The organism is Alteromonas sp. ABH4_457 (genome assembly GCF_056160625.1).
Genome location: NZ_JBSWXN010000005.1, coordinates 483297 through 504472 on the forward strand (window position 1 = coordinate 483297; position 21176 = coordinate 504472).

At 48.4% G+C, this 21176-nt stretch carries 17 protein-coding genes; 10 read left to right on the plus strand and 7 right to left on the minus strand.

The window, feature by feature from the left end:
• The first annotated feature begins 28 nt into the window (after positions 1–28).
• Together tyrA and ACXAGR_RS14915 are read left to right on the plus strand one after the other, a co-directional pair.
• The gene (gene tyrA, locus ACXAGR_RS14910) at positions 29–1174 is read left to right on the plus strand and encodes a bifunctional chorismate mutase/prephenate dehydrogenase (RefSeq protein ID WP_474851126.1); all 1146 of its coding nucleotides are present in this window, start codon (positions 29–31) and stop codon (positions 1172–1174) included.
• Between the two features lie 394 nt (positions 1175–1568).
• Positions 1569–4223: a TonB-dependent receptor plug domain-containing protein gene (locus ACXAGR_RS14915; RefSeq protein ID WP_474851127.1), complete on the plus strand. Its 2655-nt coding sequence runs from the start codon at positions 1569–1571 to the stop codon at positions 4221–4223.
• A gap of 104 nt (positions 4224–4327) precedes the next feature.
• On the opposite strand, the gene ACXAGR_RS14920 is transcribed toward ACXAGR_RS14915, so the two are convergent.
• The 7 genes from ACXAGR_RS14920 to yciH form a co-directional block, all read right to left on the minus strand.
• Positions 4328–5029, minus strand: a complete 702-nt coding sequence (locus tag ACXAGR_RS14920; protein ID WP_474844792.1) for a TorF family putative porin — start codon at positions 5027–5029, stop codon at positions 4328–4330.
• Positions 5030–5038: 9 nt separating this feature from the next.
• Complete coding sequence (locus tag ACXAGR_RS14925) at positions 5039–6256, minus strand: BCCT family transporter (protein WP_119500797.1); 1218 nt, start codon at positions 6254–6256, stop codon at positions 5039–5041.
• A 3-nt stretch (positions 6257–6259) separates the two neighbouring features.
• On the minus strand, positions 6260–7963 hold the full coding sequence (gene betA, locus ACXAGR_RS14930) for a choline dehydrogenase (protein ID WP_474851128.1): 1704 nt from the start codon (positions 7961–7963) through the stop codon (positions 6260–6262).
• A 9-nt stretch (positions 7964–7972) separates the two neighbouring features.
• Entirely contained in the window at positions 7973–9436 is a 1464-nt protein-coding gene (gene betB / locus ACXAGR_RS14935) for a betaine-aldehyde dehydrogenase (RefSeq protein ID WP_474851129.1), read from the minus strand.
• A gap of 323 nt (positions 9437–9759) precedes the next feature.
• Entirely contained in the window at positions 9760–10947 is a 1188-nt protein-coding gene (pheA, locus tag ACXAGR_RS14940) for a prephenate dehydratase (protein ID WP_119500799.1), read from the minus strand.
• Between the two features lie 255 nt (positions 10948–11202).
• Positions 11203–12003, minus strand: coding sequence for a response regulator (locus tag ACXAGR_RS14945; protein ID WP_119500800.1), 801 nt, complete (start codon positions 12001–12003; stop codon positions 11203–11205).
• A 54-nt stretch (positions 12004–12057) separates the two neighbouring features.
• Positions 12058–12381, minus strand: coding sequence for a stress response translation initiation inhibitor YciH (gene yciH / locus ACXAGR_RS14950; protein WP_474844796.1), 324 nt, complete (start codon positions 12379–12381; stop codon positions 12058–12060).
• Positions 12382–12619: 238 nt separating this feature from the next.
• On the opposite strand from yciH, the gene ACXAGR_RS14955 reads away from it, so the two are divergent.
• The 8 genes from ACXAGR_RS14955 to ACXAGR_RS14990 all read left to right on the plus strand — a co-directional run bounded on the left by ACXAGR_RS14955 (position 12620) and on the right by ACXAGR_RS14990 (position 21164).
• A complete protein-coding gene (locus ACXAGR_RS14955) occupies positions 12620–12925 on the plus strand; it encodes an STAS domain-containing protein (protein ID WP_119500802.1) in 306 nt (101 codons plus the stop codon).
• 21 nt (positions 12926–12946) lie between these two features.
• On the plus strand, positions 12947–14596 hold the full coding sequence (locus tag ACXAGR_RS14960; protein WP_474851130.1) for an ATP-binding SpoIIE family protein phosphatase: 1650 nt from the start codon (positions 12947–12949) through the stop codon (positions 14594–14596).
• Positions 14597–14689: 93 nt separating this feature from the next.
• Positions 14690–15136, plus strand: coding sequence for a tellurite resistance TerB family protein (locus tag ACXAGR_RS14965; RefSeq protein ID WP_474851131.1), 447 nt, complete (start codon positions 14690–14692; stop codon positions 15134–15136).
• Between the two features lie 65 nt (positions 15137–15201).
• Entirely contained in the window at positions 15202–17262 is a 2061-nt protein-coding gene (locus tag ACXAGR_RS14970) for a putative bifunctional diguanylate cyclase/phosphodiesterase (RefSeq protein WP_474851132.1), read from the plus strand.
• Positions 17263–17462: 200 nt separating this feature from the next.
• Positions 17463–17735: an EF-hand domain-containing protein gene (locus ACXAGR_RS14975; RefSeq protein ID WP_474844800.1), complete on the plus strand. Its 273-nt coding sequence runs from the start codon at positions 17463–17465 to the stop codon at positions 17733–17735.
• A gap of 98 nt (positions 17736–17833) precedes the next feature.
• A complete protein-coding gene (locus tag ACXAGR_RS14980; RefSeq protein WP_349586212.1) occupies positions 17834–19234 on the plus strand; it encodes a sensor histidine kinase in 1401 nt (466 codons plus the stop codon).
• A complete protein-coding gene (locus ACXAGR_RS14985) occupies positions 19234–19827 on the plus strand; it encodes a hypothetical protein (protein WP_119500808.1) in 594 nt (197 codons plus the stop codon). Before ACXAGR_RS14980 ends, ACXAGR_RS14985 begins: the two co-directional genes overlap by 1 nt.
• A complete protein-coding gene (locus tag ACXAGR_RS14990) occupies positions 19824–21164 on the plus strand; it encodes a sigma 54-interacting transcriptional regulator (RefSeq protein ID WP_119500809.1) in 1341 nt (446 codons plus the stop codon). The genes ACXAGR_RS14985 and ACXAGR_RS14990 overlap by 4 nt, the downstream gene beginning before the upstream one ends.
• Positions 21165–21176: the final 12 nt, after the last annotated feature.

The window sequence follows — 21176 nt, forward strand, 5'->3', positions numbered from 1 at the left end:
CTGCAGCGCCTCTCTTCAGAGTCGCAACATGACGGATCATTCCAGTAAACTGGCCGCACTGCGGTCAGGTATTGACGAGCTCGATGCTGAGCTCGTTTCTTTATTATCCCGGCGGGCAAAACTGACCACTCAGGTTGGTCAAATCAAAGCGGAAACAGGCATGCCTGTGTATGTGCCCGAGCGGGAAAAAGAACTCATTGCCTCAAGACGTGCCGATGCAGAAGCTGCCGGTGTATCGCCTGATTTAACCGAAGATTTACTGCGCAGGATCATGCGTGAGTCTTATCACACCCAGAATAACCGCTACCGCTGTATTAATCCTGATATTCAGCAGGTTGTTATTGTCGGTGGTGCCGGTGCGCTGGGTAAAGTCATCGTCAGTCTGTTTGAAAAGTCCGGTTATCCGGTGGCAGTGGTAGAAAAAGACGACTGGTCAAAACCGGAAACGGAACAGCTTTTTGCGCGGGCAGATCTGGTGATCGTTGCCGTACCTATTACACTGACTGAAGCGGTGATCAGACAACTGGATGCATTGCCTGAACATTGTGTGCTGGCTGACATCACCAGTATTAAAGTGAAGCCTCTGACCACCATGCTGTCGTGCCACAAAGGTCCGGTGGTGGGTTTACACCCCATGTTCGGACCCGATGCGCCCGGTATGATAAAGCAGGTTGTGGTGGTATGTGATGGCAGGGGAGAAGCCAGCTATCAGTGGTTGATTGAGCAAATGCGCACCTGGGGTGCCACTGTTCATCACAGCACGGCAGAAGAACACGACCGGGCAATGGCCTTTATTCAGGTAATGCGCCACTTCAATACATTTGTTTATGGCGCACATTTGCAGGGTGAAAACCCGGATCTGGAAACTCTGACAGTATTCAGCTCACCGATTTATCGTCTTGAACTGGCAATGGTAGGCCGCCTGTTCGCTCAGTCGCCGCAACTCTACGCAGACATTATCTTCAATAATCCTGATAACTTTGCGTTGCTGAAGCGTTTTCATGAGCGTTTCGGACATGCATTATCGTTATTAGAAAAAGGCGATAAACAGGCATTTATCGATGAGTTTAACCGCATTGGCAGCTGGTTCGGAGATTACGCGAAAAAATGTCTTGTCGACAGTAAACAGCTTTTATTAAAAGCCGACGATGATGAGATGTTGAGGAAAAATTAATTATCTTTATTTGATATTTAATTAATAGAGAAAGGTGGACGTTTGTCTGCCTTTTTTGTTTTGTATGATATTTAACTCAAATTCGTCGAATTAAAAGGTCATTTTACAATTAATTCAAGGTTAGTATTCACTATCAATAAAGTGATTGTTTAGTTGGGCTTTATTTAGGTTTCACTGATGTGTGTAAAACTTATTCACCCACTGTCTTTAAAATGTAATTAAAAGTAAAAAATGGAATTTTTGTCGCTATTTCCCCTTTTGTAAATTGATTTACACAGCTGGATTATGGTTTATTCCCCGCCGCGATTTCAGTCGCACAAATATAACCATCAATAATCAGAACTTCGTAATTGTCTGATTTCAGATAATGCAAATAGTTCAGGGGAACTAAAAAGTGAACATCAATCCTAAAATCGCCCAATCGATTAAAATTGCATTTGCAATGGGAGCAGCTTCAACCCTTCTAACGACAACACACGCCTTCGCACAGGATACAGCCACAGCTGAACAGCAGGTTGAAAAAGTGCAGGTCACCGGCTCACGCATTAAGCGTACCGACATGGAAACGGCCAGTCCCGTTGCAATCATCAGCGCTGAAGACATTTCTTTAGGCAGCTACACGTCGGTTGAACAGGTTTTACAACAAAGTCCTGCTGCCACTGGTATGGCAACAGGTGCCGCATCGAACAACGGCGGTGTGGGGGCTGCCCGCATTAACCTGCGTGGTTTAGGCGCCAACCGTACACTGGTACTGGTTAATGGCCGCAGAATGGTAAATTCCGGTACCGGCGCAGACTCTTCGGTTGACCTTAACACTATCCCGCTGGCGGCAATCAAGCGTATTGAAGTACTGAAAGACGGTGCTTCTGCGGTATACGGCTCAGACGCTGTTGCCGGTGTGGTTAACATCATTACAAAAGACGACTTTGAAGGTTTTCAGATTGATGTCGGTTATGCAGGCAGTGATGAGGGTGATGCCAACACAGGTAACATCAGTATTGTAACCGGTGCAGGCGGTGATAAAGGCAATATCGTTCTGGGTATCAGCTATGTTGACCGTGGCTCTGCCATGCAGGGCGACCGTGGTTTCTCTGCCTGTCCTGACAACGATTATGATGCAGAAGGTAACTGCCAGTCAGGCAGTTCCTATGTACCGGGTGGTGCATACAATGCGGGCGACGGCTGGGGAACACTGGACAGTGATAAGAACTTCTCTGAAGGTTACACGCCTTACAACTACTCTGAGCGTTCTTATCTGTACACGCCGCAGGAACGTATCGGCTTATTCGCGAACGGTAATTACAACCTGACTGATGATGCACAGGCATACATGGAATTTTTGTATACCAAGCGTACATCCACGCAACAAATGGCACCGTCTCCGATCAGTGCAACCCTGACCGCTGATGCGACAGGTAACCCTTTCGGTGTCGCAACCTCCATGCGTCGTCGTATGACAGAAGTGGGTGACCGGGTTTTCGATCAGACCACAGATACCATCCGTTCAGTCGTCGGATTCCAGGGCTATCTGGATATCGGTAACGGTTTTGACTGGGATGTGTCTTACACCTACGGCCGTAACGATGCCACAGACCGTTCTTCCAATTACATCAACCTGACTAAAATTTATCAGACCATGGACACTGATGTGTGTGACGATGTCACGATTCCTTGTCAGGACTGGTTCGCCACTGAAGGCAATATTACTCAGGAAACTCTGGATTACATCACTTATACCGACCAGGCATCCGGTGGTAACCAGTTTACTTCCTGGAATGTAAACCTGTCGGGAGAGCTTTTTGAACTGCCAGCCGGTTTCGTCGGCTTTGCCGGTGGTGCGGAATACCGTAAAGAGAAAGGCTGGTATCAGCCTGATGCGGTAACTGTTGCAGGTGATGGCAGCGCCTCGGCGCAGGATCCTACATCCGGCGGCTACGACACCACGCAGGTTTACGCAGAATTTGCTGTGCCTTTACTGGCTGACGTCCCGGGAGCAGAAGAGCTGTCTCTTGATGCCGCTATCCGCTGGTTTGATTACAGCACGTTTGATTCTGATATCACCTGGAAGCTGGGTCTGACCTGGCGTGTAAACGAAGATCTGATGTTCCGTGGTGTGGCGTCTACTGCATTCCGTGCACCTACCGTAGATGAACTGTACGGCGGTAACGTGGGTTCCTTCGATTACCTGGTTGATCCGTGCTCAGGCTATGGCAGCCTGGATACCGCGTCAAACGTATATCAGGCTTGTAATGCGCAGATTGGTAACACCTCTTATGCGTACACGGATTCTCAGATTGAGAATACCTACGTGACCATTGATAACCTGAGCCCGGAAGAGGCTGATACTTATACATTAGGTGTGGTGTACAGCCCGTCTTTTGTGGAAGGCTTATCAATGACACTGGATTATTTCACCATTGAATTGAGCAATGCAATTTCCCGTATCGATACACAGTCTTATCTGGACAGCTGTTACGGTGGGGATGAAGAAGCTTGTAGTGTCCTGAGCATCGTCCGTGACGATATCACCGGTAACATTGATTACATGGAATCACCGCTAACTAACGTGGGTACCCTGAAAACCCGTGGTGTTGATGCCAATGTGACCTATAACTTCGACGCACTGGGTCTCAACTGGAACGTTAACTGGGATACCACCCGTCTGCTTGAGTATACTGAAGACAATGTGGAATACACAGGTAAAATCGACGGTAACAACGGTGGATTTGCAGAGTGGAAGTCTAACTTTGCGATTAAAGCCGGTACCGATGACTGGAAGCTGCGCTGGAAGATGCGTTACATCGGTGGCATGACAGACGATTACTATCTGGAATCGTACGGTCTGATGACAGATGTGGGTACTGTGGTGTACCACGATGTTTCAGGTGAATACTACATCAATGATCAGTGGTCAGTGTCTGCCGGTATTGACAACCTGTTTGATAAAACGCCTCCGTACCTGTATTCGTACAACGATATGAACACCGTACCGGAAGTTTACGACGTGCTGGGCCGTTATTTACACGCCCGCATCACTGTACGCTTCTAAGCTTTGTGCAATATGAGTAAAGCAAGTCCTCAAACATGCTTGCTTTACTCTGATTGAACTGCGCAACTGGTCGTCTCCCTGGTACCGTGTTGCGCTTTTTTTAGTTAAAAGCTGAATGTGCGGCTGACACTGGCAAACAATCTAGCATCCGCCGTATCGTAACTCAGTGTTGTATCCTCTGCTGCAATCTCGATGTCAAAACCATGAAACTGCGTCTGATATGCCACTTTGTAATGCACGTAACTGCTGTCGCCGGTATCCCACTGATATTTATCTTCATCCAGTGAATGAGAGTTATCAACCGTCAGCTGTATTGCATGGTTGTCTGCAATACTGAACGTATGGGCGACTTTCCCGATGACATGGTCTGCGCCGGTACCGAAATAATCCCACGAATACCACAGTGTGGTTTCTGTTATACCCAGGCGGTGGGTAAAAATCAGTTTTCCGTACATCTCCGGGTAGTTATATTCGCTGGCTGCAGAGCTGCCATAGTAGCTGTAGTAAGCAATACCGAAATCAGCATCTGTTGAATCATTCAGTGACTGATAATAACCGGTGTAAAAATCCAGTTCGCGGTTTGCTGCATCGCCGTAATCCACATTGGATGTCCAGCTGCCCGCATACCAGCCGTTGTCAGCCGCATAGTCGATACTGCCCTGAAGGGCCGGATCATTTTGCGTCTGACTTACCCCGTTAAACATGTAATCAGAGGCGCCGGTTACCGTGGCTGACCAGTCCGCCAGCGCGGCCGGTGCAACGGCAAGTGAGCAAATCGCTACCATTTTTGAATATGTAAACTGCATATATTCTCCTTACTGCATGGTTTCGATTTTTTCAAAATCGAGTTCATTTTCTTTCGGTGAGCTGTCTATTTTTCTGACCGGTGTGAATTTCTTGTACAGAATATAGCCCAGACAGCAATAGAACAGGGCAATCACCAGGGCGCCGACCCACTGAATTTTCAGGAAGTCGATTTTGAACAGCATGGTCAGTGCTGCCAGTGCGATGAAGTTCAGGAAGAAGTACTTCCACTTACCCAGTCGTCCTGACGACAGATTCAGGTTGTCGGTATATAAACGAATGAGGGAATCCAGCGAGTTGATAACGAACACAATACCCACAAACACCATGGCGATGTTGCGGATCCCGGTGGTGTCTAAACCGGCCTCGTGATAGTGATACAGCACACCAAACCACAGTGCGATGGGAATCGAGGGGAAGATCAACATCGCTGACAGCACCTGCCAGGTTTTTAAGCCGCCGACGAAGCGGGAAGTAAACTGACCAATCATGATGCTCCAGGCAAACCACCAGAACAGATAAAACGCGTGATAGTTATTCAGCGGGAACAGAAAGTGCTCAATATTTGCGAAATAGCCGCCCAGCAGGGATGTGGCAGCGAAGTATTCTGAAATGTCACTTTTACCCCACAAGAAAGCACCGCCCCACATGAATGCGATGAGCGAGATAAACAACCAGGTCGTAGAAACACTTAAAATTCTGACGTATTTAATATCTGTGCTGCTGTACACCGAAAAAGCGATGGCTGCGAACACGATAAGATAAAACACAGGTACTATGGACTCGCCATCTCCGAGGGACGGCAAATACCATGGCAGGTTTTTAAGAAGGAGGAACGCCGTAAATGCACAGGTACCGATGATCACCACGTTATTGATGAACTTTACCCAGCTGATTTCAAAGAATTTTACCTTCGGCTCGATGACACAAAAGTAAAAACAGGTAACAAAGTAAAAAGCCCAGATGAAGAAGCCCCAGAACCCGAACTCAATGGCGAGAGGGTTGGTAAAGGCATACTCCGGGTTTGCCGGGGTATCGGCATAGGTGCTGAACTCCGTCAATGGAAACATGATAAGTCCTACATCCAGTCCTGAAGTAAACAGAATGGAAATGAAGGTCAGTGTTTTCACCGGCGTCACACCGATCATGGTTAAGTTGCCCCACTTCCACAAAATGAAAACAATGGCGATAAGGGTTAGCGCGATACCGGCGCTTAACCATAAATTCATAGGTTACTCCTGATTGTTCACCGGCGATTCAACGCCCATTACACCCATATCTCTGCTGCGCTGACGTTGCTTCCACTTAAGATCGCCCAGCACATCCCGGTTCTCTGAGGCGAGTGGTTCATTACCCAGGATCAGATCGGCTGCCCGCTCAGCCACCATGATGGTCGGTGCATTCAGGTTGCCGTTAGGAATGGTGGGGAAGATGGACGAGTCAACCACGTGCAGATTAGCGATACCGTGTACCCTGGTTTGCGAGTCGACGACGGCCATATCATCTTCACCCATTTTGCATGAGCAGGAGGGGTGGTAGGCACTTTCCACCGCCCGGCGGACAAATGCATCGATTTCCTCATCAGTCTGCACCTGTTTGCCGGGCTGGATTTCTTCGCCACGGTACTTGTCGAACGCAGACTGATTGATGATTTCGCGGGTCAGTCTGACACAGGCGCGGAAGCCTTCTATGTCATCCTGATGTTGCAGGTAATTAAACTGTATTGCCGGAGCCTGTGACGGATCCGCTGATTTTACATGCACGAACCCGCGACTCTTTGGTTTGTTGTGGCCAATGTGCACCTGGAACCCGTCACCTTTCACTGCGCTTTTTCCATCGTAACGCATGGCGGCGGGTAAAAAGTGGTATTGCAGATCAGGCCATTCCACACCTTCTTTCGAACGGATAAAACCGCAGGACTCAAAGTGATTGGTGGCACCCAGGCCGTCTTTAAACAGCAGCCAGCGGGCTCCGATCAGTCCTTTTGAAAACCAGTCCAGTTTGCTGTTCAGTGTGACTGGTTCTTTGCAGTAGAACTGGAAATAAAACTCCAGATGGTCCTGCAAGTTTTCTCCCACACCGGGTAAGTGATGCTGACAATCAATACCGGCTTTTTCGAGTACTTCACGGTTACCGATACCGGATAGTTGCAACAAATGAGGAGATCCGATGGAACCGGCACTGAGAATAACAGCTTTGCTTGCAAACGCTTTTTCAGTGCCGTCTTTGCCGGTGAACTGAATACCTTTTGCGACTTTGCCTTCCAGCAGGACTTTTTCAACAGTCGCCAGGGTCACAATGGTCAGGTTATCACGGTGCTTAACCGGATCCAGATAAGCTCTTGCGGCAGAGCAGCGTTTTCCGCCTTGCACGGTCATGTGCATCGGGCCAAAACCTTCCTGCTGTGCGCCGTTGTAATCGAGCGTTTCTGCATAACCCGCCTGTTTGCCCGCTTCAATGAAAGCAGTATAAAGGGGGTTCTGCATCTGGTTGCCGTTATTTGTTCCCAGCGGTCCGTCTTCTCCGCGGTAGGCGTTGGCACCTTCGTACCAGTCTTCAGCACGTTTAAAATAGGGCAAACAATGTTGATAATCCCATTGCTCAGCACCGTGCTCTGCCCATTCATCAAAGTCGCAGGCATGGCCCCGTACGTACACCATACCGTTTATTGATGATGAGCCACCCAGCACCTTTCCTCTCGGGCAGTGCATTTCACGGTCATCAAGATAAGGCTCCGGTTCCGTGTGAAACTGCCAGGCGTATTTGTCGGTATTCATCGGAATCGACAGGGCAGTGGGCATCTGAATGAAAATGCTTTTATCACTGCCGCCGGTTTCTACCAGTAATACCTTATGCTGCGTATTGGCAGACAGGCGATTTGCCAGCACACAGCCTGCAGAGCCCGCACCGACGATAATGTAGTCATACTGTTCCATAGTGACCCCTTAAAACGGTGCTTCAAGTGGTGTCATGCCCATGTATACCGATTTTGTCTGGGTATACTGATCAAGGGTTTCGATACCGTTCTCACGGCCGATGCCGGATAGCTTGTAGCCGCCCACAGGCATTTCAGCAGGAGAAGCGCCGTAGTTATTGACCCAGCAAATTCCGGCTTTCAGCTGGTGGATGACACGGTGAGCCCGCTGTACATCTTTGGTCATGATGCCTGCTGCCAGGCCCAGAGGGGTGTTATTCGCACGGCCTATTACTTCGTCTTCATCATTGAAGGTCAGAATACTCATGACAGGGCCGAAGATTTCTTCCCTGCAGATAGTCATGTCGTCCGAACAGTCAGTGAAAATGGTTGGGGCCACGAAATAGCCGTTGGGGGCATCGTCCGGTTGCAACGTCGTGCCGCCGGTGAGCAGTGTCGCGCCTTCAGCTTTCCCTTTTTCGATGTATCCCATCACAAGGTCCTGATGTTTTTTTGAAATCAAGGCGCCGAAATTGACGTCCGGGTTCATCGGGTCGCCGGCTTTGATATTGTTTTCCGTGCGGGTTTTCAGTTCACCGACAAAAGCGTCATAAACACTTTCATGAACAAATACCCGTGTGCAGTTTGTGCATACTTCACCCTGGGTATAGAAATTCCCCAGCATGGCTGCACTCACAGCCTGAGAAATATCCGCATCGTCAAAAACGATAAGGGGGGACTTGCCACCTAACTCCATGGTGACATCTTTTAAATTGGCGGCAGCGGCTTCCATTACTTTACGGCCCGTGCCTACTTCGCCGGTAAACGACACTTTTTCAATGTCCGGGTGAGTGGTCAGCCAGTTACCTGTGTCGCCATCACCATGAACCACATTAAACACACCGGCTGGTACGCCGGCTTCAATGTAGACTTTAGCCAGCTCAACAGCTCCCCGTGGCGTTTCTTCTGATGGCTTGAACAGCATGGCATTACCGGCGGCCAGTGCCGGCGCGGATTTCCAGCAGGCGATCTGGATTGGATAATTCCACGCACCAATCCCGGCACAAATGCCCAGAGGTTCTTTTCGGGTGTAGTAGAAATCCCCGCCCAGATCCTGTTGCTGACCAACCTGAACAGGGGCAAGATTGGCGAAGTATTCGATGGCATCAGCACCGGTGACCACATCCACACAATCTGCTTCCTGAATAGGCTTTCCGGTATCCAGTACTTCGTAACGGGCCAGTTCGTCGTTGCGCTCACGTAGAATAGCGACGGCTTTAAGCAGTATTCGTGAACGTGCCATTGCAGTCATAGAGGACCACTGCTTAAAACCTTCTCTGGCACTCTCTATTGCTGCCTGACGGATTGAGTCATCAGCAACTTCAACATCGTAAATGACTTCTCCGGTGGCCGGGTTAGTAACAGAGAAGGTTTCCCCGGACTGGTTACTGACAGGTTTGCCGTGGATAAAATTCAGAAGTCTTTTTTCAGACATTAGATACCTCAGTAAAAATAAAAAATGACGATGACACCGGCCAAAATACGGGTAGCAAAATACCCCCGCAGTGCAGGTATCATTCAGTTCGAAATCGCGTTATATACTTTCTGAGAGGGTGTTTTGGCTCACTTTCGTTTGAAGTCAAACGGGTGTGATGACGCTTAATTATTATTTAGTGAATTTGAAAGCTTTCTGTATCATATAGATAGCATGCTGAACTTCAGCAGAAAAAAACGCAGTAAAAATCGCGGTGCATGGTCGCAGAAATGAGAGGAAAAGGCAAATCAGCCCCTGCACGGGGCTGAATTAAAGGCTGGCGATTACTCGCTGTCGATGAGCGCGCTGGCGGCGGCTACTTTCGTCGGACTGACTTCTTCAGTGGGGTAACAACCCAGCACCTTCAGGTAGCGGGTCATCTTTTTCAGGCTCTCAATGGCATTCTGTACCGGTCCGTCTTCCAGATTTCCTTCGAAGTCGATGTAAAACATCTCTTCCCAGGGATTACCCGTAATCGGCCGTGATTCCAGTTTGGTCATATTAAGCTGGTTGTCTTTGAGCACCGTCAGAGCTTCAACGAGAGCCCCCGGCTTTTGTACAGTAGACATAATAATCGTGGTCTTAGCCGGAACCTGTAGCGGTACTTTTACCGGATCTCTTGATACAACAAAGAAGCGGCTGTGGTTCTCTTTCTGATTTGCCAGATTAGACTTAATAGCCATTAATCCGTAAAGATTTCCGCCGGCTTCACTGCCGATAGCAGCCACATCGTCACGTTGTAACTCACTGACAGTCAGCATCGCTGAAGAGGTGGCATCCATGGTTTTCACTTCAACATTGCCCAGTTCCGCGAGGAAATGGCTGCACTGAGTAAATACCTGAGGGTGGGCATACAAGGTTTTAATTTTGCTGAGACTGGTGTCTTTAGCTACCAGCAAGCTGTGGCGGACAGGGTGGGTAAGTTCACCAATGATACTCAGGTGAGTGTGTTGCAGCTGGTCATAAACTTCATTGATGCTGCCTGAGCTGGTGTTTTCAATGGGGAGTACAGCGTAATCAGCTTCATTACTTTCTACTTTCTGAACAATTTCAGCAAAGCTCTGGCAGCCCATTTCCATCAGTTCACCGGGCCGGCGGGAGAAATATTTTTGTGTTGCCAGATAGCTGTACGACCCTTTATCGCCCAGAAAAGCAACACGGTTAAGCGGCAGGCTGCTGCCGGGATTTGCCCGTTCGGCCAGCATGGCTTGCTGATTCAGTACACTGTCTTCAATGATAACGTGAAAAATCTGGGTGACGTAGTGGGGATCCAGGCCAGCGTTCCGGCCTTCTTTGATTAAACGGATAAGCAGTTGTTCTTCCCGTTTAACGTCTCTCACCGGAATGTGGTGGCGGATTTTAGTTTCTGCTACTTCATTGGTCAGCTGACGCCGCTCGGCCAGCAGGGTTAACAACTGGCTGTCCAGTTCGGTAATGCGTTTTCGTATTGCGTCTAAAGCGGGTTCTGACATAGTTCTACACTCGTATTCGTGGCAAAAAAAAACCTCCCGTGCGGGAGGTTTATACACACAGCGCATCCTCCCTCAAATGAAGGTGATAAAACCAAAAAAGAATGCGTTAGTGTGCTTTATATTCGTTTTCATATGCCCGACTTTATGACGATGACCGGTGAGTGTCAATAGTTTTATACAGTTTTGCACCGGTCGTTATCACCGTTCATCTTCAATCTTAGTGCCGGTTGTGCTAACAGCACCGGGGTTTACCTGTTACTCGCCTAAAAGTGCCGCCAGCATAGCCCGCACTTCGGTAGGTTCGAAGGGTTTATCACACAGGGCATTAACCCCGGTTTGCTGAATGTTAGCCATGTGCATACTGTCCTGAGACTCAGATGTCACCATGATAATTGGAATATGCGCAGTTTCCGGATTAAAGCGAATAAATTCAGATAATTCACGGCCGTCCATTTCCGGCATGTTGTAGTCTGTCACTACCAAATCAAATTCGGCATCTTTTATATGCGTCAGGGCCATGGCACCGTTTTCTGCTTCAGTGATCTTCTTCAGACCCATTCCTTCCAGCACCCGGCGGATATGATTACGGGCCAGACGGCTGTCATCAACCAGCAGCACGCGGACTTCATGCACGTCGAACAATTCCAGTTCAAGCTCATCGTGATTAATTAAATCTAAACTTGCGTTCAGTGCCCGGGACAGGTGAATGGGTTCGAAAGGCTTAGGCAAAATCGCGGCCACCCCTGCCTGTTTAAATTCTTCCAGTTTCACAGTACGGCTTTCGCTGGACACCAGCATGAAAGGAATGGATGCATATTCCTGATGACTTTTAATGAATTTTAATAACTCAATGGCGGTGCCGTCTTCAAAATACATGGCACTGACAACTAAATCTGCACTGTGGGATTCGATAGCCTCGCGGGCTTCCTTAATTGAACTGACAGCGTCAATTTCTCTGACGTTTTCCTTGAGTAACAGGTTTGTAATTATTTTTCGTTGTGTATCTGAAGGTTCGACCAGCACTATGTGCAAGTCAGAGATTGAAAGCTTTTCCATTTTTTCTCACCTGACGTCACTATTGAATGAGACTAATTGTAGTAAGGATTCGGTTTATCCACCGGCCAGTTTAACGGTATATTGTTTGTCCTGAAGTAAAGTCCGCAGTTTTTCGCGGTCATCTGTTTGTACTTCTATCAGGCCTTCTTTTACTGCGCCACCGCAGCCGCATTTCTTCTTCAACTCGGTACACAAGGCCTTCAGGGCTTTTGCATCCAGGTCCAGACCGTGGATAACAGACACACCTTTACCTTTGCGTCCTTTTGTTTCACGGTGAATTCTGACTACACCATCTTTGGAAGATGAGCGGGTCATTTGTGGTTTCGATTCCTGAATACGTCCACCGTCGGTACTGTATACTAATTTTGAGTCTTGCATATGTATGTCTCTGATTACGTTTGTATGGCACCGTACGGGTGATTTAGTCTTTAGTCTAATATCAGTGCGCTTTTCGCTATTTCCGCATGCATCTCAGTACGTTAGTGTGCCTGCTAAGGTAATGATAAGAAATATTACAGGGAAATCCCAATGGATTCCGGCTTTTTCCGTTGTTTATGTTTTATAAACGGTTAATAACGGACTACGCTTAAACAAGATTTAATCAAAGGAAGAATGAATGACAATTGCAGCTGGTTTATCTGATGATGGCGTCACCTGGGTAATCGAACTGGACGATAAATTTGATTTCGGCAAGGTGCAGGAATTCAGAGATGCGTACATGTCGCTACCTCAAACTGTTGAAACCGTAGAAGTCGATTTGGGCAAAACAGAATACATGGACAGCTCGGCTCTTGGCATGTTGCTTAACATGCAGAAAACTCTGGCAGACAAATCGCTGAAATACAAAATTACCCATTGTCGTCCTCAGGTCGGGCGCATCTTAACTATCTCCCGGTTCGACAAGAAATTTGCCATTTCCTGATAAACAGAAAGGCTCACAGCCATGAAAATTCTGATTGTCGATGACGAGTCGCTGAACCGCTTTTTGCTTCTGCACATGCTGGAAGAGGAGGGGTATACCGACTGCTACGAAGCGAAAAATGGTGCAGAAGCACTGGAGATGGCCTCACGGCTTAAGCCTGATCTCATTTTGCTTGATGTGATCATGCCCCAGATGAACGGATACGAGGTCGCTCCCCATTTAAAGCAAATGTATGGTGACAGCTATCTGCCGGTGATTTTCATCACTTCACTGGATGATAAAGAGAGTCTGGCCCGTTGTCTTGAAGTGGGTGGTGATGACTTTGTCGCCAAGCCTTTTGATAAAGTCATTCTGGCAGCGAAAATCCGTGCTCACGGGCGTATCAGGCAACTCAGCAACAAAATTGAAATGCAGAACCGTGCCTTACGGTATTTTCAGCAGAATGTTGACCGCGAACATACCATTGTTGAGCATATCTTTAATAATGCCATTGTAAACAAGTCTGACATCACCGCTTTCTTCGATTTCGATTTGTCACCGGCGGCGGTGTTTAACGGAGATGTGTTTCTGTGTGAGGCCAGTCCTGCCGGCGGCGTGTATTTCATGGTGGGTGACTTCACCGGTCATGGTCTTGCATCTGCTATCGGCGTGCTGCCTGTCAGCCGGTCTTTCCGTTCTATGGCCAGACGTGGTCTCTCTGCCGGGGAAATGGCGGCAAAACTGAATACCACCCTATTATCTTTACTTCCGGCAGATATGTTTTGTGCCGCTGTCATTGTGGAAATAGATGCCAGCGGCAAGCGGTTTTCCGTCTGGAATGGCGGCATGCCTCAGTTATTGCTGAAGGAAGCAGGCACACGCCGGGTACGCTCCTTACCGCCAAGGCATATGGCTTTGGGTATCCTGGAGTCTGATGAATTTGAAGATGACTGCGAGGTGTTCGAAGCGGCAGAGGGAGACCAGCTACTGGTCTACACCGACGGATTGATGGAGGTGATGAATGCTGCCGGAGAAATGGCTGACGAACATGGCGTTATTAAGTGGTTTTCCGCACAGGCAAAGGTAACATCTCAATATTTGCACGACAGGGCAGTGAACTACCGTGGCGACCTGCAGCAGGCCGACGACATGACCATTGTGTTGTATACCTGTCAGTCACTGGCAACAGTGAAAAATGACTTTACCCTCAATGAGCTGCCTTACAGCATCAGTCTGTCTCTCAGCGGGGCAGAGCTTAAAAATCAGCATATCGTACCGTCGCTTATCGAAATGATTAATTCACAACCCGGTATGACGTTACTGCGATCAGATCTATACACTGTACTTTCGGAGATGTTTAATAACGCACTCGAGCATGGCATTCTGAAACTGGACTCTGCGTTAAAGTCCTCACCGGACGGCTTTCTGGAATATTATCAGGCGCGGGAAATCAGGCTTAAACAACTGCAGGAAGGCTCGGTCAGCTTTTTAATTCAGTTTCTGCCCAAAGATGCTGCACTGGATATCACAATCAGCGATTCCGGAGAGGGTTTTGATTATACAGCGCCGGCAAATACTGGTGAAGACAACAGTTTTGGCCGGGGACTGACACTACTCAACGAGCTTTGTGAGCAGGTGACTTACTCAGGTAACGGCAACACACTGAAGGTCCGGTTGTCTGTTGACCGGTAATTTATCGCCGGCGCTTGATTGCTTATCTCACGGGGTGAAACATTCTGGTTGAAAACGCGTATAAACAGTTAAACGTCCAAACCGGAATATCACATGTTAAAAGCCGTACTTGATTTGTTCAGGGATAACCCGTCAGACAAACCGCAAACCCATACAACAGAACTGGCCACCGCCGTGTTGCTGAGTGAAATTATTCGCGCAGATCGCGAAGCAGACCCCAGGGAACTTGAGGCATACCGCGCCTTGCTGGAAAGGCAGTTTTCTCTGGATACTGATGAGCTGAACGCATTAATGAACGAAGGTCAGACGTCGGCAGAAGAAGCGGTCGATATGGTGCAGTTCACACATGTTATTAATCAAAAGTGTAATATTGATGAAAAGCAGGCTATTCTAACGGGCTTATGGGAAGTGGCCTATGCCGATAAAAATATTGCTCCTGTTGAAGAGCATACCATCAGACGTATAGCCGACTTATTACATTTACCTCACAGCCAGTTTATTAAAACAAAGCTTTCCGTTACGGAACAGTCTGCCGGTTGAGCAGTTTGCATAGCTGAGTCGTCCGACTGGTGTAAACAATCAGGCAGGTTAGTTTGTTCCGGTCCATGAAGTTGCCGTTGACGTTGCTGATATCCACAGCGGTAGCGGCGTCAGTAATCGTTGTCTACATCGTGTCGCTGAACGCGCAGCAAGCCCGTGTTACCTCCATGCAGCAGGAGCAGTTGTCAGCACTCGTGCAGAATGTTGCGGCCCGCCTGGAGCCGGCGCAGGATAACCGTGACATCGATGGCGAAGTAGCACGAAAGGAACTTGCTCTGCAGTTATCACACCGTCAGGTCACTGCGGCTTTCGTATTTGATTTAAGAAAAAACCTCATCACCTCTTCGGTTAAACAGAATAACCTGGCCAGTGACTCCTTTGCTGCCACATTGCCAGCCGGCATTCAGGCGGCTGACGGACTTATGTATGCCGTAGCCAATATCGGTAAAGAGCCTTATCTGACTGGCAAAGTGGTGATGGTCAGTGATATGAACGGGCTGCTGGCGCAGTCGCAGAAGACATTATTTTTCTCTGTCATTCCCTGGCTTGCCGGCACCATCTTTCTCACCGTGATTGTCGCGCTGCTGGTAAGCCGCAGATTGCTCAGACCCCTGCAGGCCCTGATCGAATTTACCCGTGATATCGCCAGAGACAAAGACTACTCAAAGCGATTTTCTGATAAACATAATCACGAGGTCGCCAGGCTGGGCACCAGTATCAACAGTTTTCTCGATACAATCGAAGTCGAACTGATCATCAATAAAGAACAGAACGATACGCTGGTGGAACAGCAGCAAACAATGATGCGGCTGGCGAATTACGACAGCCTCACAGGACTCCCTAACCGGCAATTCGTGGTGGATAACCTCAGGCTTGAGCTGGCCCGTGTAAGACGCACCAAAGATGATTTGGCACTGGTTTTCTTTGATCTCGACGGATTCAAAGGGATTAATGACTCGCTGGGACATGAAACCGGTGATCTGATCCTGATAGAAGTGGCGGACCGTGTCGTGAACCTGTTGCGGGAAGGCGATTTAATTGCACGGCTGGGCGGTGATGAATTTATTATTGTGCCTGACAGGGACGTGTCGGATGCAAGCCTGAAAAACCTGGCAGATAAACTGGTCAGCGCATTCACCGACCCCTTCATGCTGAGAGGTCTGGCGTTGACCGTTGGTGTCAGTGTAGGGATTGCCAGAGCCAGTGATGCGGAGTACGAGCTCAGTCAGTTAATGAGTAATGCTGACCTTGCCATGTACCGATCTAAAGCGAAAGGACGCGGGACTTACACATTATTCACCATTGATATGGTTGAATCGTACAAGCGTAAAATGTCTATTGCTAACAGCATTGACGGTGCCATCCGGCAGGATGAATTTCTGGTTTACTATCAGCCCAAAATTAGTCAGCAGGGTGAAATTATCGGCCTTGAAGCGCTCATACGCTGGCAGCACCCTGAATTTGGTCTGGTGATGCCGTCAGAGTTTATTCCCATTGCAGAGCAGGGTGGTAAAATATCGGCCATCACCCAGTGGATGATTGAACGGGTATGTATGGAACTGCCCGATCTGCAAATGCTGATCTCCCGTAAATTTAAAGTCGCAATCAATCTGTCCGGCCACGATTTACGCCACACCGGCTTGTTCGACGATATCTACGGGTTATTTGAACGTTATCAGGTGAATCCTGAGTATTTCGAATTTGAAGTCACCGAATCCGCCTATCTGGAAAACTTTGCTTTTGCTGATAAGTTCTTCAAGCGTCTCAGCAATCTCGGTTGTGCTATTTCTCTGGATGATTTTGGTACCGGTTATTCATCGTTAAGTTACCTCACGCAAATCACCATCGATACGCTTAAGGTTGATCGTCAGTTTATCCGTGAACTGGACACCTCTGAGCGCTCACGGCTGGTAACCGGTACCATCATTGATCTGGCTAAACGACTGGCACTAACCGTATGTGCCGAAGGTATAGAGCACCCCGGTCAATGGGCGTATCTGATTGAGCATGGCTGTGATCATGTTCAGGGATACTTGTTCAGCAAGCCTGTACCCCTCTCCAAACTGCTGACTATTGACCAAAATTATCTGCATTTATTAAATGCTCCGGATGCGGCGCAGGGATAAAAATTTGCGCCGCCAGTGTAGATAATTTGCAACACCTGCAACTTCTTATTCGTAGTGTTAAACCGCAAGTTACTGATTTTGTTGGTTAATGGTATTTTGGCACTACTTGTGCAATCTCCTGTTTAACGTGAGCTTCTGTATAACCGGACGGGTCTCAGTCCTTTACATCCGCTCACAACCCGCGAGCACAGGAGGTTGTTATGAAGCGAATTGAGAAAGTATTTTTATTGTTATTTACCATTATTGCTGTTCAGGCTATCGCTGTTGCAGAGGCCAATGCCGGTGAAGCATGGATGTCTGAACTGGATGAAGATCAGGACGGTTATATCTCACTTAAAGAGGCTGTTGCTGATACCCGTTTGTTACGTCTTTTCAGTCGCATTGACGATAATGCAGATGGTCAGTTGAGCATTGACGAGCTGAAAGCCAGCGAGGAAGTAGAACTACTCAGCATGCGCGCATCTGCTAAATAATCTTTTTAACGATGGCACAGGGTATTTGGTGCCATCATCTATTGCGGCATTGAAAGGGGTATGCGATCCTGAAAAACCGGACTTTATTTAGTGATCGAATTTTGCGAGTTGGTTCCCTCAGACAACTTACGTTAGGTAGTTTTTTACTTGCGCTGGTTCCCCTTATAGCACTGCTTTGGCAAAGCCAGAGCGATCTTGCCAAAGTCAGCAGGATGACCACCAAAGAGACACGTTTCGTCGTGACGGTCGTGGGTTACCTGCAAAATCTGGACGGTGCTGCCATAGATCTGGAACGTACCCTCCGTCAGTACGCCATTATCCAGAACGCCACCGTCGCTGATTTAACTGACAATGCAATTGCTCAGTTTGCCAGCGCGCAAAGCAAGCTCTGCGGTATCGTTCCGGCGAGTGAAAATTGCGGGCTGCTGAAAAAGCAAATTGAGCAATTACGAAATTTCCGCACTATTAACGATCAGCTTTTACTGAATGCGTATCTCGCTTCATTAAGTAACGGTGTTACAGCCATCCGTAAAGACGTGGACAAGGCTATTCAAACCCGTCTGGCTGTGCAGCAGGAAGACATGACTGATATGCAGGCCAAGCAGGCATGGTCGACGGCGCTGCTGGTCAGTGTGTCATTGTTGCTGATTTTGCTCGGCAGCCAGTTGATTGTGAATCCGGTGCGCAAGCTCAAGCAAATCATTCAGATCCTCGCCCATCAGCGTGGTGAGCTGCCGCCATTGTCTACGAAGGCGCCCTACGAATTAATTGGGGTAGAAAGAGATCTTCATTGGCTGGCGGAACGTTTACAGCAGCTTGAACATATACGCACTGCGCTTTTGCGACATGCCGCCCACGAACTTAAAACGCCGCTGGCAAGCATTAAAGAAGGGTGTAGTTTGCTTTCTGAGAATGTTGTCGGTGAGCTGAATCCCCAGCAGGTTGAAGTACTGTCTTTGCTCAGTTCCAGTACCCAGCGCCTGAATACGCTGGTAGAAAAGCTGCTGGATTACAACCTGCTTCTGCAGCAGGCTGAACCCAAATTTACGGACATCAATCCGCAGGATCCGGTCAGAGATTGTATCGAAGATTACGCTCTGGCACTGCAGGACCGTGAGGTTACTGTGGATGTAACAGTAGAAACCATTAGTGTCGACGAGGAGTTGTATCGTCGTATACTTGATAATCTGGTATCGAATGCTGTGGCACACGGTGCAATAGGCAGACCTATTTCCGTCAGAATTTATCAACAGGAGGAGGTAGCAGTACTTGATGTAGCTAACCGGGGGAAAAAGATTCCGCCGGAAAAAGTGGGTAAACTTTTTGAACCGTTTACCCGGGGTGACGATCCAAGAAACGACAATGTCATTGGTACGGGGTTGGGCCTGTCCATTGTTTCAGACTGTGCCCGTTTGATGCACGGCGATGTGGCTGTTGTTGATGTAGATTATGCCGATGTCTGTTTTAGAGTAAGCATTCCGCAGAAGGAAAAACGTTAATGAAAATCAAATTATTGCTGCCACTGGCCGCCATGCTGGGTGGATGTGCAGCGATAGAAGGGAATGAGTCTGCACCAGTTATTCCGGTCGAGGAAAATACGGTCGCACCGCAACTGGTGGAGAGTGATTCCCTTTGTCTGGTAGAAAAAGACACAGAATCTTTTGAGCACCAGTGCGATTTGCTCTATTGGGTGAACCTGTGGGTTCAGGCCGACAATACCCGCTGGCCTGTGCGCAGAGATGCTATCGCCGGGTTGTCCGATTCCACAGAGGATAAAATTAAAAAAATCATTTTATCACTCCCTGTAGACACCCCTTATCAGAGTCGCCTTCGTGCCCGGCACTGGCTGACTGAAGTGAAGGATAAGCTGACGCCGGATATGCAAACCGTGGTGGCCACTATTGTTAATGCCCCCAACGATGAAATGCTTGAGCTTGAATCGGCAATGGTGATCTTAAACCGCGTGAACACCGATAAAGAAAAGCAGTTGCAGATGCTTGAAAAAGAACTGGAATCACAAACAAAGAAGATGGAAGAGTTGCTTAAAGTTGAAGCAACGCTGATGGATAAAAACAGGAGTACGCAGCGATGAATGAATCCGGAGCGCGAAACGCCAGATTATTGCTCGTTGACGACGATAAAAGTTTACTTCGCCTGCTGACCATTCGCCTTGAAGGTGAAGGGTATCAGGTCACGGCGGTAGAAGATGGTCAGGCGGCATTACGCAAAATTCGTAGTGATGACTACGACGTGGTGTTGTCTGATTTACGTATGCCGGGCCTTGATGGTCTGAGCTTATTTGAAGAAATCATGGGGGTCCGTAAGGATATTCCTGTGATATTGATGACAGCCCACGGTACGATTTCTGACGCCGTTGCGGCAACCCAGCGTGGTGTATTCGGCTTTTTGCCTAAGCCGGTGGATCACGATGAATTACGCAAGTTATTGCAAAAAGCCCTGAGTCAGTCGTTATCTGTTCAGCCGGAAGAGTGGTGCAAAGATATCATCACCCGTGCACCGGAAATGACCAGTGTGATGGACCAGGCTTTCCGTATTGCCCAGCGTGAAGTGAGTGTGCTTATCAGTGGTGCCAGCGGTACCGGTAAAGAACTGCTGGCGAATGCTATTCACCGTGCCAGTAACCGCCGTGACAAGCCGTTTATTGCCATTAACTGTGGTGCATTGCCGGAAAACCTGCTGGAGTCAGAATTGTTTGGTCATGCAAAAGGCGCCTTTACCGGTGCGGTGCATGCAAATCCCGGTTTGTTCCGTGAAGCGGATGGCGGTACCTTGTTCCTTGATGAAATTGGCGACATGCCAATGACGTTACAGGTCAAATTGCTCCGTGCGTTGCAGGAACGTCAAATCCGGCCTGTGGGCAGTGCTAAACACGTAGACATCGACGTACGTATTATTTCTGCAACACACAAAGATTTGCATAAAGAAATGGAAGAGGGCAGCTTCCGTGAAGATTTGTACTATCGTCTTAACGTGGTGAATCTGAAACTACCTTCCCTGAAAGAGCGCAGTGAAGACATTCCGTTGCTTGCCCGTACATTGCTTCAGCAAAGCGGTCAGCGTCACGGTGTGAATGTGACGCAGTTTTCTGATGATGCCATGCAGCTACTGGTGAAATCAGAATGGCCCGGTAACGTGCGGCAACTGGTTAACGTGGTTGAGCAGTGTGTGGCGCTGACACAAACGCCGGTGATCCCGCTGCATCTGGTGCAACAGGCTCTGTCGGCTACCCGCCAGAGCTGGCCAACACTGACCGAAGCCCGTGATGCATTTGAACAGAAGTATCTGCACAAATTATTGAAAATGACCGATGGCAACGTGACCCGTGCCGCCGAGCTGGCCGGTCGTAACCGTACCGATATGCACAAGCTGATGAAAAAACATGAGCTTGATGCCGGTGATTTCCGCTAGAAGCCGGTAACT